At 41.0% G+C, this 12,997-nt stretch carries 16 protein-coding genes and 1 pseudogene; 6 read left to right on the top strand and 11 right to left on the bottom strand.

Annotation, left to right across the window (positions count from 1 at the left end; genetic code table 11):
• Positions 1-57: 57 nt before the first annotated feature.
• Complete coding sequence (locus tag CDZ78_RS08070) at positions 58-1,038, bottom strand: COX15/CtaA family protein (RefSeq protein ID WP_087869549.1); 981 nt, start codon at positions 1,036-1,038, stop codon at positions 58-60.
• A gap of 23 nt (positions 1,039-1,061) precedes the next feature.
• On the bottom strand, positions 1,062-1,973 hold the full coding sequence (gene ygfZ / locus CDZ78_RS08065) for a CAF17-like 4Fe-4S cluster assembly/insertion protein YgfZ (RefSeq protein ID WP_087869547.1): 912 nt from the start codon (positions 1,971-1,973) through the stop codon (positions 1,062-1,064).
• Between the two features lie 493 nt (positions 1,974-2,466).
• Here ygfZ and CDZ78_RS21820 point away from each other — a divergent pair, with 493 nt between their 5' ends.
• The gene (locus CDZ78_RS21820; RefSeq protein ID WP_167374217.1) at positions 2,467-2,634 is read left to right on the top strand and encodes a hypothetical protein; all 168 of its coding nucleotides are present in this window, start codon (positions 2,467-2,469) and stop codon (positions 2,632-2,634) included.
• A gap of 136 nt (positions 2,635-2,770) precedes the next feature.
• On the opposite strand, the gene CDZ78_RS23640 is transcribed toward CDZ78_RS21820, so the two are convergent.
• The 3 genes from CDZ78_RS23640 to murJ all read right to left on the bottom strand — a co-directional run bounded on the left by CDZ78_RS23640 (position 2,771) and on the right by murJ (position 4,978).
• Positions 2,771-2,893 carry a hypothetical protein gene (locus CDZ78_RS23640; RefSeq protein WP_263459025.1) on the bottom strand — a complete coding sequence of 41 codons (123 nt, stop codon included), beginning with the start codon at positions 2,891-2,893 and terminating at the stop codon, positions 2,771-2,773.
• Positions 2,890-3,282 (bottom strand): peptide-methionine (R)-S-oxide reductase MsrB, encoded by a 393-nt coding sequence (gene msrB / locus CDZ78_RS08060; RefSeq protein WP_087869545.1) that lies wholly within the window; start codon positions 3,280-3,282, stop codon positions 2,890-2,892. The genes CDZ78_RS23640 and msrB overlap by 4 nt, the downstream gene beginning before the upstream one ends.
• Before the next feature lie 118 nt (positions 3,283-3,400).
• Positions 3,401-4,978 (bottom strand): murein biosynthesis integral membrane protein MurJ, encoded by a 1,578-nt coding sequence (murJ, locus tag CDZ78_RS08055; protein ID WP_087869544.1) that lies wholly within the window; start codon positions 4,976-4,978, stop codon positions 3,401-3,403.
• Positions 4,979-5,035: 57 nt separating this feature from the next.
• On the opposite strand from murJ, the gene rpsT reads away from it, so the two are divergent.
• Complete coding sequence (gene rpsT / locus CDZ78_RS08050; RefSeq protein ID WP_087869543.1) at positions 5,036-5,299, top strand: 30S ribosomal protein S20; 264 nt, start codon at positions 5,036-5,038, stop codon at positions 5,297-5,299.
• Positions 5,300-5,531: 232 nt separating this feature from the next.
• Positions 5,532-6,548 carry a Gfo/Idh/MocA family protein gene (locus tag CDZ78_RS08045; RefSeq protein ID WP_087869542.1) on the top strand — a complete coding sequence of 339 codons (1,017 nt, stop codon included), beginning with the start codon at positions 5,532-5,534 and terminating at the stop codon, positions 6,546-6,548.
• An 82-nt stretch (positions 6,549-6,630) separates the two neighbouring features.
• On the opposite strand, the gene CDZ78_RS08040 is transcribed toward CDZ78_RS08045, so the two are convergent.
• Positions 6,631-7,491 carry a radical SAM protein gene (locus tag CDZ78_RS08040; RefSeq protein WP_087869541.1) on the bottom strand — a complete coding sequence of 287 codons (861 nt, stop codon included), beginning with the start codon at positions 7,489-7,491 and terminating at the stop codon, positions 6,631-6,633.
• Positions 7,492-7,568: 77 nt separating this feature from the next.
• Here CDZ78_RS08040 and fae point away from each other — a divergent pair, with 77 nt between their 5' ends.
• Entirely contained in the window at positions 7,569-8,117 is a 549-nt protein-coding gene (gene fae, locus CDZ78_RS08035) for a formaldehyde-activating enzyme (protein WP_087869540.1), read from the top strand.
• A gap of 123 nt (positions 8,118-8,240) precedes the next feature.
• On the opposite strand, the gene hepT is transcribed toward fae, so the two are convergent.
• The 5 genes from hepT to CDZ78_RS08010 form a co-directional block, all read right to left on the bottom strand.
• Positions 8,241-8,567: a type VII toxin-antitoxin system HepT family RNase toxin gene (hepT, locus tag CDZ78_RS08030; protein ID WP_280175556.1), complete on the bottom strand. Its 327-nt coding sequence runs from the start codon at positions 8,565-8,567 to the stop codon at positions 8,241-8,243.
• A 67-nt stretch (positions 8,568-8,634) separates the two neighbouring features.
• Positions 8,635-9,027, bottom strand: a complete 393-nt coding sequence (gene mntA, locus CDZ78_RS08025; RefSeq protein WP_087869539.1) for a type VII toxin-antitoxin system MntA family adenylyltransferase antitoxin — start codon at positions 9,025-9,027, stop codon at positions 8,635-8,637.
• 24 nt (positions 9,028-9,051) lie between these two features.
• Positions 9,052-10,755, bottom strand: coding sequence for a SulP family inorganic anion transporter (locus tag CDZ78_RS08020; RefSeq protein ID WP_087869538.1), 1,704 nt, complete (start codon positions 10,753-10,755; stop codon positions 9,052-9,054).
• A gap of 183 nt (positions 10,756-10,938) precedes the next feature.
• Positions 10,939-11,247 (bottom strand): type II toxin-antitoxin system PemK/MazF family toxin, encoded by a 309-nt coding sequence (locus tag CDZ78_RS08015; protein ID WP_174664566.1) that lies wholly within the window; start codon positions 11,245-11,247, stop codon positions 10,939-10,941.
• Entirely contained in the window at positions 11,241-11,480 is a 240-nt protein-coding gene (locus tag CDZ78_RS08010) for an AbrB/MazE/SpoVT family DNA-binding domain-containing protein (protein WP_087869536.1), read from the bottom strand. Before CDZ78_RS08010 ends, CDZ78_RS08015 begins: the two co-directional genes overlap by 7 nt.
• Positions 11,481-11,615: 135 nt before the next feature.
• On the opposite strand from CDZ78_RS08010, the gene CDZ78_RS08005 reads away from it, so the two are divergent.
• Together CDZ78_RS08005 and CDZ78_RS24265 are read left to right on the top strand one after the other, a co-directional pair.
• Positions 11,616-12,449 (top strand): DsbA family protein, encoded by an 834-nt coding sequence (locus CDZ78_RS08005; RefSeq protein ID WP_087869535.1) that lies wholly within the window; start codon positions 11,616-11,618, stop codon positions 12,447-12,449.
• 2 nt (positions 12,450-12,451) lie between these two features.
• Positions 12,452-12,997, top strand: a pseudogene (locus tag CDZ78_RS24265) (alpha/beta hydrolase); the annotation flags it as partial.

Below are 12,997 nucleotides of genomic sequence, written 5' to 3'. Positions count from 1 at the left end.
GGACATCTTAAACTTTGCCCATCCTGCTTTATTGTATGTATCAAGTGTAAAGTAGTTTTATGATATCGCTAGTCTGTCCTTGTTTTTAGCTGCATAACTAATGCAAATAAAGATAAAAAATTGTATGCCAAAAATTAAATTAGCCATTAATAAATGTATTGGCTGCGCAACGGGAGGCATGCCTAGACGATCTAGAGAAACACCAGCCAGAATTGCAGTAATAATCAGCCCGACCAAGGCATAGACAAGTGATAATAAACTGTTTTTATGTACCGATTGAAATATTTTCCAGGCTAGCCAGAGGTTAGTGAATAAAATAACGGCAGAAAAAGAACGGTGTATATAAAAGATAATAGGAAAACTATCACGCCAATATTCTCGGTCTATATAGTTATGATGTGTTGCAATCAAATCCACAGCTTCTCTGACCTGTGTTCCCATGCCCACTTGTAATAAAGTAAAGCTCATAGCAACGATTAAAACAGTTTTAAATTTATCAGGTAATTTAGAAATATCAATTTGACGCAATAAGTCATGTTGCGATCGGGCTATGGCATAGATTAATAGTGCGACGATAAACAGGGCAAGTAACATATGAAGAGTTATCATCAAGGGGTGTAAATGGGTTTTTACTACAACGGCACCCAGCCAGCCCTGAAAGCCGACTAATAGAAAAACGGCTAAAGATAAATAAAAGACAGCCTTGTCTGTTTTTAGATAGGCGCGAGAAGCCCATAGCGTTAAAAAAATTAAAAAACCAATCGTTACGCCAGTCAGTCGATTCAGGTATTCGGTCCAGGTTTTGACGACATTAAAGTCGGTATTAGAGTATCCGACTGCATAGATTTCATGATAATTTTCGGGTAGTTCCGCTTCGCTAGTCGGAGGGATCAGTTGTCCAAAGCAGGTAGGCCAGTCAGGACAGCCCATGCCAGCACCCGATGCACGGACTATGCCGCCAACTAATATTACAAAGTAGACCGCAAAAATTGTTAGCGTGCCTAAGCGTCTAAAGCGTCGAGCAGTTTCTGGATTCATTAGCATTGCTTGGTAGAGTGACTCTAATTCAATGTGATTTTATCGTGATTTTGATTTTTAAGCTGAAGATTTTTTGTATTGACAGCCTGGTCTTTCAATACCACAAGTAATTGAGTGGTTTTGTCCTGTATGGTAGTCAATACCACAGTCCCTTGTACGGCATCCTCATTATCGATAATAACAGAGCCAGGAGGGATATCAGTTTCAGTTGTGCAACTTGCCTGGTACATGGCGCGTTTATTTTTTCCTAAATAGTGTGTGCGGGCAACGATTTCCTGTCCGGTATAACAACCTTTTTCAAAGCTAATCGCGTTAAGTTTATCCAGATTAAGCATTTGCGGGACAAATTCTTCACTTGTTGGGGGGTATAACCAGGGAATACCAGCTTGAATATCCAGCCATAACCAGGCCGATGAGCTAATGAGCCTGATTGTTTGTTGCTGTCTTAATTCAGACCAGAATAAGCATGATTCTTCAGCGTTACCAATAAACAGATAACTATTATCAAGCTGAGGGTATTGATAAAGGTGGGTTTGTAGGGGGAGTTCTGTATAAAATATGCCGGTAATACATAACAGTTCACTTTGATCCGTCAATTGTACGTCAGAGCGTAACACATACATTTGTAGTTTTTTTCTGACTGTGTCAATTAAATCCTTGGTGAGGATAAGTTGAAACTCATTTTGTTGTTTGATAATTATAAATGTACTAATAGTACGGCCTTTAGCATTGCAGTAGGCACCTAAAGCAGGCTTAGAATCTACTAAAGCATTAATGTCACAGGTCGTTTGCCCTTGTAAAAAATTTGCTGCATCTTTACCAGTTACGGACAAAACTGATAAATGATTTAGAGGGGCTAATATTGCTTGCTTATCGGCTGGTGTTTGTGGTGATAATTCGAGGGTATTTAAATAGCTTATCCAGTCTGCATGCATAATAAGTTGTTCTAGGTATTGTTGATAAGCTGAAGTTTCCCAATTATTGAGTAGCTGAAATACACAATGCTGGTGTATCGAGGTTTATTTTAGGTGGTTTTGCCATGTTTATAGCAAACCCCTACTTAATTCCCCTTAGGCAATAGCATTTGAAACGAATGAAAAGACTATTTTTTCATATAGTTGTAGCATAGTTTCAATTTTACCATAAATAATTATTGGGAAACTTCAGTTGATAAGGTCATAGTGTTTTTTACTATGTTAAAAACTGTATTATACAGACCTCTATGATTTGCCCCGAAAAGAAGCACTATTTAGACCCGTTTTTATAATTCTGTGTCGAGGGATTTTAGTCAATACCAACGCTGCCAGCCATGGAGAGCGAACGCGAGGGCTGGTAGTCCCCAGAAGGCGTAGGGCCGTTGTTTTGTCGCTAGCGTAGGTGGAGACAAAATAAAAGGCATTCCGAAACGCCGTCCAGTCATTTGAGGGAGTGTTACGAAGCCAGCACCGAGTTTACGATGGTAGTGGCGAAGTGGCACGTACGCAGGACGTCTGGGGCGCCGAAGGCATTAGCGGTCGCGTTAAGTTTTTGCCGCTTGCTTGGGCTGGGATGCCCAAAACAAGCTTTCGCAAAAATAGCGACTCCCCGCTATTCTGATCACAGTACTAAAAACTTAGCTTTAGGGAGACGGAAATAAATAACTGTCCAATTTTTAAACGTTAATAAGATTCCTCAAAAATAATTAATATCGGGAAGTTGTTTCGTGCTTATTCCTAACTGCCATTTCTGCTTTTCAGATAACCGAATGAATGATGCCGCCTTGTAAAGCCTGCTCCATCGTTGCCACCGCATGCCAGGGACTGGGGCTGGCATCAATAAAATCTAATAATTCCTGAACTTGTTGTTTATCATTCATCTTGGTTTTAAATCTAATGAGGCTGAATTAATACAATAGCGCAAGCATGTTGGCTCCGGTCCATCTTCAAATACATGCCCTAAATGCGCATCACAGATACTACAGGTCACTTCAACTCTACGCATGCCATGTGCGCTATCCTCTATTTCTTTAACTACTTCGTCAGATAAACTATTCCAGAAACTAGGCCAGCCGGAACCTGAATCATATTTGGTTTCTGAATCAAATAAAGCTTGACCACAGCAGCTACAATGATAGATCCCATCATCCTTACAGTCTGCATATTTACCCGTAAAAGGGGGCTCGGTTGCGCTGCAACGGCAGATATTGAACTGTTCTGGTGTTAATTTCTCACGCCATTGTGCCTCTGTAAGCTTGTTATCGGTCATATTACTTCTCTTTAAATAATTTGTGTGGAATAACCTAACGTTTTCCACCAAAGGGCCACGAAAGTTAAAAAGCGAGCTTAAAATATGTATTGCCGGAAAACGCTCGCGCTATTCCGGCCTAGGCACTACCACTTACTGATAAATGCCTTAACCTTAAACCAGATAGCAATAATACGACTACATATAATGCTGCCGCAATAGCAATCCACATTGCCAGATTCCACGCACGCTCCAGCATTCCCCAGTCCAGCCACAGACTAATATCAACACAATGGTATATTAATGCCGCCATTGCTGAACACCCTAGAATAACGCGCAATATCAATATTCGCCACCCCGCTGAAGGTTGATAAAAGCCTGTTTTTAATAACGCAAACAACAATAAACTAGCATTAAAAAATGCCCCTAACGAGGTTGCTAATGCCAGTCCAGCATGTGCTAACGGAAAAACCAGCGCGATATTTAAAATCATATTGGCAACCATGGCATAAATACCAAAACGTACCGGTGTTTTCATATCCTTACGTGAAGTAAAGCCAGGTACTAATACCTTTACCAATATGAAACCTAATAACCCCAGAGAATAAGCCATTAAACTACGCCCAGCCATGGCAACATCGTGCGCGCCAAACTGGTTATATTGAAATAAAGTAGAGACCATCGGTTCTGCCAGCATCATTAAGCCTAAAGAAGCTGGGGCTCCAATCAAGATCACGAGCTTTAACCCCCAGTCTAATGACCTGGAAAATGCCTCAGTATCTTCTGCTGCATGATTTTTTGCCAGGTTTGGCAATATTACCGTTGCTAATGCAATACCGAAGATACCCAGAGGAAATTCAACTAAACGATCGGAATAATACAACCACGATATGCTGCCCGTGGTTAAAAATGAAGCCAGTAAGGTATCTAATAATAAGTTAATCTGGGTAACCGAAACACCAAATAAAGCCGGTAACATTAGCTTCATTATATGCTTTACCCCTGAGTCCCTAAACCCAAAACGTAAGCGTGGCACCAGACCTAAGCGCCGTAAAGCAGGGAATTGAAAACACAATTGTACAGCACCCGCAAAAAACACACCCCAGGCTAGAGCAACAATGGGGTCCTGCATTAAGGGAGCTAACCAGATTGCCGCTGAAATCAAACAGATATTAAGGAATACCGGAGTAAATGCAGGCACTGCAAATTTACCATAGGAATTTAAAATACCTCCCGCAAACGCAACCGAGGAAATAAAAAACAAATAAGGAAAAGTAATGCGTAGCATCTGCACAGCCAGGTCATATTGCTCCCCTTCCCAGGAAAATCCAGGAGCAAATGCCATAATGAGATAAGGTGCCGCTAACATCCCTGCAATAGTGGTTAACATTAAAATGATTGCTAGCGTTCCTGCCGTGCGATCTATAAAATGGCGTAACGCTGCTTTACCACCTTGTTGTTTGTAATCTGACAAAACTGGCACAAATGCCTGGGCAAAAGCACCTTCGGCAAATAAGCGACGTAAAAAGTTAGGTATTTTAAAAGCCACAAAAAATGCATCGGTACCCGAGTCTGCTCCGAAAATACGGGCAAACATCATGTCTCTGATAAAGCCTAAAATACGTGAAATCATAGTCATGCTGCTGACTATCGCGGTCGATTTAAAAAGTTTACGGCTCAAGACTAATTTTCCTGCTATTAAAAGATTGACAATCATAGCATTTAAAAGGACAATATGCGGTTTTAAAATACCAATTGCAATAACCGAGGCATCATGGCTAATACAGCTCAAGCAAGAAAGCGCGCACGTCAATCAGAAAACAATCGCGTTCGCAATGCAGGACAACGTAGCAACCTACGTACATTCATCAAAAAAGTTATTGCTGCAGTAGAATCTGGTGACGTAGAAGAAGCAAAAACAGCTTACGCAACAGTCGTTCCAGTTATCGATTCAGCAGTGAGTAAAGGTCTTATTCACAAAAATAAAGCCGCTAGAAATAAAAGCAGACTAAATACTAGAGTCCGCGCAATGGCGTAATAACTCCGCAAGGAATTATTCCAAAAATACCAGACTAGGCTTTTAGCTTAGTCTGGTATTTTTTTGCCTGAAAAACATGAAAAAGACATCAGTTCAGGATGGAAAACTGTACAAATCACCCTGTAGGGCGCGGCTTTAGCCCCTCTACATCTAAAAGGCGGGCTAAAGCCGCGCCCTACTTTAATTTTTTGTTATACTCTGCTAATCGTCCATTAATAAGAAGAGACAATCTATGTCTACACCAAACAAACTACGCTGGGGAATTCTCGGTGCTGCCCGCATCAACCAGCAACTCATGCCTGCCATTGTTGCTACAGAAAATAGTGAACTAGTTGCTATTGCCAGTCGCAGACCCGGCGCTGCAGAAGAAACACTTAAGCAATATGCACCTGATATTGAAAATGTACGCATTTACAATGACCCTGCCGAACTCCTTAAAGACCCGGATATACAAGCAGTCTATATCCCTCTTGCAAGCGAAGAGCATGCGCAATGGACTTTACGTGCTATAGAACACGGCAAACATGTACTATGCGAAAAGCCCATGGCTCTGAGCATTACCGATATAAACAATATTGAACGCGCGGCAAAACAGCACAAGGTCTACGTTATGGAAGGCTTTATGTATCGCTCTCATCCTCAGCACCAGCGTATTCAGGAGATTATTTTATCAGGTGCAATTGGCGAGGTACGTTCGATACGCACTTGCTTTGCCTACCCTATGCAAGCCGCCCGCCTATACCGAATAGACCGCGCCATCAACCAAGGTGGCGGAGCAATGTGGGATATTGGCTGCTATGCAATTCATGCCGCTAGATTTCATTTTGGAAATACTGAAGCACAGACTGTCACTGCTATGGCTAAACATAATGAACATGGTGCTGACGTAAGCAGTAGTGGCATTATCGACTTTGGCGATGGAAAATACGCACAATTTAATTTCAGCTTTGAACACGCACGCCGCGCTGAATACGAAATCATTGGTAGCAAAGGAGGCATTAAATGCCATAATGTCTGGGCGAAAGCAACTGAACAAGCTACTATCTCATGGCAAACAGCTTCAGGTGAATTACAGGTTGAAAAGCTGGATTTAGCTAACCACTTTCAATTGGAGGTTGAGCATTTTTGCGACTGTGTACTTAACCAGAAGCCTCTAAAGCTTTCTCTGCAAGACGCAAAAGATAACTGTGCAATCATTCTTGCCGCATTAGAATCAGTAGAACAAAAACGAACTATACAGTTGAACTAGAAATTATGCCAAAAGTAAGAGGAGCTTTAGCCGCGACTTATTATAATTCGCGGCTAAAGCCCCTCCTACCCTAATACAAAACTTACAGGGATACGCTGACTATTAAACCCGATTTGCGTAGACGCTCAGCGAAATGGTTTATCTGTTCTGCTGTTACCCCAGAAATCACACTAGCTTCAGGCTGCAAAGAGCGTCTAGCCAGGCTATATAACATAACACCCTGCAAAGAAGCCCGCTGCCTTACCTTTTCTATTAATTCTAGATATGCTGTCTGCTCTCCCTCAGATACAAGACCAACACCTTCCTTATCTGCATAATTCAGCATACAAGTTTGAACCCACGTAAAACAGAGCTTCGTTGAACTTATTAGGTTTTCTAGCTGCCTCTTGACACTCACAGAGCTATGATTAATAGTTTCTCGCCCCACATCAGAAGCACTATCTAGTTTAAACCAGACCTGCCCGTTAAATTCGTTAAATAATTTTAGGCCTGCCTGCACGTCCTGCTTGTGTAGCAAGCTGCCATTAGTGATTAATACATATTGAAAAGGCTCTGCAATTTTCGCCTGCCCGACAACCCGGGTAATTAGAGCTATCGCTTTAGTAAAATCTTTAACACTGGTCGGCTCACCATTACCTGAAATAGCAATATCCTTAATCACACGCATTTCCGGCTCTAATTGATAACGCTCATAAAACGATCCCTGCAAAACATCGCGTAAAAAATCTTCTAACTCAGTTTCTAATAAATCAAAATCCAGCTCAGGCGCTGCTCCTATAGTTAAATCAGGCACCTGGCAATAAACACAGCGCCAGTTACAGGCATTATTAGTATTAAAATTAATGCCTATCGACAGCCCACCCGAGCGTCTGGAAATAACAGGATAAATATATTGATAGCCTGCGACATCACGATCATGGTTTTTTACGCTAAGTTTGGACATGAAAGCTAAAATTATTTAGAAAAAAATGTTATTCTACTCGGTTACAACTCTTTTCATTTAAGTTTTTGGAGAATAACATGAGCGATAGAATCGTATTGCGTACCGGTGAAGCATTAGTTGCTGGTGGCCCAGCAGGAACAGCAGCAGAACCTGAAATTGTCATCGGTGAATTAGATGGCCCTGTAGGGACTGCTTTAGCAACCTTAACGGGCGACCAGGCTAAAGGTCACTCTAAAGTATTTGCTATTTTAAATACTGATATTCAAGTACGTCCTGTGACATTAATGGTTAGCAAAGTAACTGTTAATAACAGCCGTTACACTAATATCTTAATGGGTACCGTACAAGCTGCTATTGCTAATGGTGTTTTAGATGCCGTTCGCGCAGGTGATATTCCAAAAGAAAAAGCCAATGACTTAGGTATTATCTGTTCAGTCTGGTTAAACCCTAGCGTTGCAACTGATGACAACCTTGACCATCAAATTCTTTTTGATATTCATCGTAAAGCAACGGCTTTAGCCATTAAAAAAGCAATGAACAATGAGCCAAGCATAGACTGGTTATTAGACAACCAGGATAAAATCACGCACAAATATTTCCAGATGGGATTAGATGGCAAGATTTAATCTGTCTTAGCTGGTAACAAAAAAGCCCCCGATCAATTACTTGATCGGGGGCTTTTTTATGTCTGTAGTTATTATAGTGCCCTTACCACTATAATAACCCTATATTTTTTCTAGCCTACAAAGTTATCGGTTTACACAAAAATCAGTTATAAATGTATATTGCTTTTGGCTAACTATATTCATTACTAACTCCATATCAATATTCATATACTCATGCACAATTCTATTGCGTAGACCTATCACTGCATCCCATTGTCCTAGTTCTGCTGGCTCAATGAGACCTAGGCCAACCAGAGAGTCAAAAGCATCATAAGCAGAAACAGGCACGACTTCATTATTGGCTTTTAGTAACTGCTTGGATTTTCCAATTGCGTTTTCAATTAACACTTGCAAGGCATGTAACATCCCATTCTGCTCTAGACGAGAAAGCTGTTTACCTGCTAATAAGATACGCTAGGCATAATCCAGCAAAGCAGTCTGCTCGCTAGCTATTCGTTCGGTTTCTGCCTGGTATAAATCAAGCCGCATAAATTTTATTCCAATAAAAACCTTCCAGATCTCGCCAGGTACGTTGTAAAAAATGCGCCCAGGCAAGGCTCTCTTCTCCCTTTAATATCAACCCTTCTTCAGCGACAACCGCTCGCATAGCTAAGGTCGCTCTGCATAAGTCAATTAAATCAATGTTCACGTCCGTTTGTAGTAACTGTTTTGCCAATAGACGTCTCAGCCTTTCTGTCTTAGCTAGTTGTTGCATTGGCTCTAAATACTCTATCCAGCGTATGGCAAAATCCCAATCGCTATCCTGATTGGCATTACCGTGAGCCTGGCTACCAACGAGTATGACCAACTCAAGCTCGCTCTGTACAGCTAGTAATTCTTTAAGTTCGAGTAGCTTCGTATTATTTTGCATATGGCAATTATTTCAAAACAACTATCACCGTGTTATATGTGCCCAGGCAAAATTCTCTTTTTTGACCACATCCTTAAATGCTTCTCCTGATTCCAAAGCATTGACACAACTGCTAAAATCTTTATACAAATGCTGATCAGCAATCATATCAGGAACCAGGCCCACCCTTCTTAACATATCTTCAGGCTGCTTTTGTATACCTGTTATCAGTACTAGCACCTTTTTTTCCTGCAAAGCCATCACTGCATCTTCAATAGCATATATACCCGACTGATCGATATAGGGCACTTTTTTCATGCGCATGATTACGACATCAACGTCTGGAAGCGCTCTGGTCATTTCCTGAAATTTTGCGGCAAAACCAAAAAAAATCGGCCCATCAAAATGCTTGATATAGACTTTTTGCAGGATATCTTCGTTTAATTCATTCTCATCCATCCATGCCACTTCACGAGCAAATTCATCAACAGAACCTATCGAGGACTTATCTTCCACGATATCACTCATTTTTTTCATAAATAATACTGAAGCTAATACCATACCCACGGCAACAGCTTGTAATAAATCAACAAACACCGTCATCGTCAATACAATCAACATCACTGCTGCATCTGATTTAGGCACATGCAATATATGTTTAAGGCCTTTATAATCAATAATCCCTATCCCCACAGTAATTAAAATTCCCGCCAACACGGGTAAGGGAATTAATTTAGCATAAGTACCTGCTCCAATAAGCACAAATAACAGCGCTAAACCATGTATAACACCTGATACTTTAGTCTTACCGCCTGAATTAATATTAACCACAGTACGCATCGTTGCACCAGCCCCAGGAATCCCGCCAATAACAGCCGCCGCCATATTTCCAAGGCCCTGACCAATTAACTCCTTATTACTGTTATGCTGTGTTTTGGTCATATTGTCAGCAACAATCGAAGTTAATAAAGAATCAATCGTTCCTAATGCAGCCAGAGTCAGTGCCGGAATAATAATCAGCATCGGTGCAGTAAAGTCTATATGCCCCAGCGCATCATAATGTATAGCAGGCAAACCGCCAGGAATATTGCCAATAATTGCAACATCCAGCCCCATAAAGGTAGAAACAGCAGTCAACGTAACTAGGGCCACTAAGGCACTAGGAATAAGCTTGGTTACCAAAGGAAAAAGGTAAATCGTAGCAATGGTTGCCAGTGCCAGAGCTACAGCCTCAATATTAACAAGAGGCAATATACCGGGTAACTCAGAAAAAATATCCGGTATTTTTTTAGGAGAAGCATGTCCTAAAAAAGGAAATATTTGTAAAACAATAATAATTACCCCAATCCCGCTCATAAACCCGGAGACCACAGGGTATGGCATATACCGTATATACTGCCCCACTTTTAATACGCCTAAGACAATCTGTAACAAGCCTGCCAGGAGAAAAATAGCAATAATGGTTCCTAATGCGGCATCCAGACTGCCATGCAATTCAATCTCTGTAGCAATAACCACTGCCGAGACAACAGTCATCGGTCCCGTCGGCCCACTAATTTGTGTGTTCGTACCACCAAACCAGGCAGCAAAAATACCCAGTGCAATGGCACCATAGATACCTGCAATTGCTCCCATTCCTGACTGAACACCAAAAGCCAAGGCAAGCGGCAAAGCAACAACTCCAGCAGTTAAACCACCGAAAAAGTCTCCACGTAAATTAGAGGTATCAATTAGTTTTTTTTCGTTCATCAATTACTCGTCATATATAAGAATGCCTAACTCGGGTATCCAGTTAGTCACTGCAATAGTGTTAAAAGGTACAATGAATTTTACTCCATCTAATGCTTGCGAATTGATTTTTCTCTTATGAAATACCTCACTTTACGGAAGGTATAACTCATATAAAATCAAAAGATATGTTTCATGGACTGCTTACGCTAACATCTCCAGTAATACCGGATGCCATAGTTTTTCATCAATTTCACCTAGTTTATCCAGTAATCGTCGTTTATCAACTGAACGTAATTGGTCCAGTAAAATACGCGATGCACGACGATTAAAATTCACTTCAGGCCGACATCCTAAAGACTGACCTTTACTAGTTAAAGGCGCAATAATTACTCGTGGTAGCGCAGCATTCAAATCATCAGGTGAAACAATTAATGCTGGACGTGTTTTTTTTATTTCCGTACCAAACGTAGGATCTAGATTCACCCAATACACTTCACCACGCTTTACCATTCCCATTCTTCATTTATATCATCAGCTAGCATATCATTCCAGAGCCCATCATCTGCTTCTTCTTCTTTATAACCATCAAACCAACCTGCTCGTGGTTTATTTAGTGGTTTAATGACTAAAGTCTTGCCTTCTATACGTAAATCAACAGCATCACTCAGTGAACAACTCTCTAAAAAAGCGGCAGGAATAATAATGCCTTTAGAATTACCAATTTTTCTTAAGTATGTATGCATAAGTCACTCTCAGCATTCTTATCAATGTAATAACATAATTGTAACAATTATTAAAGTATACGCTAGACCTTTATAATATGTTTCACTGCGTAAGCTATAATTTCCTATGATTAACAGTATCCTTTTATATTTAGCATGCAATACGAAAACAATACCCTTTACTATATCTACGACCCTATGTGTAGCTGGTGCTATGCGTTTGAGCAATCATTAAGTTCATTACAAAGTCAGTTACCTGCCGAACTTAACTTCAAAGCCGTACTTGGTGGGCTAGTAGCCGATAGCAATATACCTATGCCTGCTGAAACACAGGCTATGATTCAAGGCGCATGGCGACAAATAGAAAATACAGTACCGACTGTTCGCTTTAATTTTGATTTCTGGGCAAACAATACACCATACCGCTCTACCTACCCAGCCTGCCGGGCTGTACTCGCAGCTGAAAATCAATCGTCTGAATTTGCACAAGCGATGCGAAAAATGATACAGCAGAGCTATTACCAGGATGCACAAAACCCTTCCTTAGACGATGCTCTTATTAGCTGCGCTGATCAGCTAGCACTGAATATAGATCAATTTACCCAGGATCTACATAGTCCAGAGACAAATAATAAACTCAGCGAACACATACAATTTTCTCGACTACTAGGAGTCAGCTCCTACCCTTCTTTACGCCTTATCCTGAAAGATGAGATATACACTCCCCCTGTCGATTACCTGGATAGTACCAAGACTATTACCTACATTAATGCTTTGCTGGATAAACATCTAAACTCAAAAACTGACTCCCCCTGTATCCGCCAATGTACCCTGAATGATCAGGATGTCTGTTTAGGCTGTTTTCGTTTAATCGATGAAATCACTGATTGGACCTATGCAAGCGAACCTGAAAGGCGCACCATTTTAAGCCATGCAGAACAACGCAAAACACTATATAATAAAAACCTAATACAAGCAGATAAACAATAACTATGACTTCACCACTTAGCTGCGTAGAAATCCCAGCCACTTCAAATCCAAAGTATTCCGTTATCTGGCTACATGGCCTAGGGGCAGATGGTCACGATTTTGAAAGTATTGTGCCTGAGCTTAGGCTGAATAATGCGGCTCATATTAATTTTATTTTTCCGAACGCACCAGTACAGGCGGTTACTATTAATGGTGGCATGCAATGCGTTCCTGGTATGACATACTCGAAGCATCACTGGACAGAGAGGTCGCCGTGGATGATATTTATCAATCGTCTGCATTACTGGATCAAATTATTCAACAACAAATCGACAAAGGCATTAAAGCAGAAAACATTTTGCTGGCAGGTTTTCCCAGGGAGGCGTTATTGCTTTGCATACAGGCTTACGCTATCCACAAAAACTAGCCGGTATCATGGCCTTATCCACCTATATGCCAACTACCGAGCAGCTTAAAACAGAGCGAGCTACGGCTAATAATGAAATACCCGTGTTTATGGCACATGGCACAATGGATCCAGTGGTTTACCCACAAATTGCCAAAGATTC

Source organism: Bathymodiolus platifrons methanotrophic gill symbiont (assembly GCF_002189065.1).
GTDB lineage: Bacteria > Pseudomonadota > Gammaproteobacteria > Methylococcales > Methylomonadaceae > Methyloprofundus.
Note: the sequence above shows the minus strand (reverse complement) of the source record. Positions and strands in the feature narration are given on the sequence as shown.

What these genes read in the sequence shown, in the direction of transcription:
- CDZ78_RS08070 (WP_087869549.1), bottom strand. Translation starts at nt 1,038, where the DNA reads ATGAATCCAGAAACTGCTCGACGCTTTAGACGCTTAGGCACGCTAACA.
- ygfZ (WP_087869547.1), bottom strand. Translation starts at nt 1,973, where the DNA reads ATGCATGCAGACTGGATAAGCTATTTAAATACCCTCGAATTATCACCA.
- CDZ78_RS23640 (WP_263459025.1), bottom strand. Translation starts at nt 2,893, where the DNA reads ATGAATGATAAACAACAAGTTCAGGAATTATTAGATTTTATTGATGCC.
- msrB (WP_087869545.1), bottom strand. Translation starts at nt 3,282, where the DNA reads ATGACCGATAACAAGCTTACAGAGGCACAATGGCGTGAGAAATTAACA.
- murJ (WP_087869544.1), bottom strand. Translation starts at nt 4,978, where the DNA reads ATGATTGTCAATCTTTTAATAGCAGGAAAATTAGTCTTGAGCCGTAAA.
- rpsT (WP_087869543.1), top strand. Translation starts at nt 5,036, where the DNA reads ATGGCTAATACAGCTCAAGCAAGAAAGCGCGCACGTCAATCAGAAAAC.
- CDZ78_RS08045 (WP_087869542.1), top strand. Translation starts at nt 5,532, where the DNA reads ATGTCTACACCAAACAAACTACGCTGGGGAATTCTCGGTGCTGCCCGC.
- CDZ78_RS08040 (WP_087869541.1), bottom strand. Translation starts at nt 7,491, where the DNA reads ATGTCCAAACTTAGCGTAAAAAACCATGATCGTGATGTCGCAGGCTAT.
- fae (WP_087869540.1), top strand. Translation starts at nt 7,569, where the DNA reads ATGAGCGATAGAATCGTATTGCGTACCGGTGAAGCATTAGTTGCTGGT.
- mntA (WP_087869539.1), bottom strand. Translation starts at nt 9,027, where the DNA reads ATGCAAAATAATACGAAGCTACTCGAACTTAAAGAATTACTAGCTGTA.
- CDZ78_RS08020 (WP_087869538.1), bottom strand. Translation starts at nt 10,755, where the DNA reads ATGAACGAAAAAAAACTAATTGATACCTCTAATTTACGTGGAGACTTT.
- CDZ78_RS08015 (WP_174664566.1), bottom strand. Translation starts at nt 11,247, where the DNA reads ATGGTAAAGCGTGGTGAAGTGTATTGGGTGAATCTAGATCCTACGTTT.
- CDZ78_RS08010 (WP_087869536.1), bottom strand. Translation starts at nt 11,480, where the DNA reads ATGCATACATACTTAAGAAAAATTGGTAATTCTAAAGGCATTATTATT.
- CDZ78_RS08005 (WP_087869535.1), top strand. Translation starts at nt 11,616, where the DNA reads ATGCAATACGAAAACAATACCCTTTACTATATCTACGACCCTATGTGT.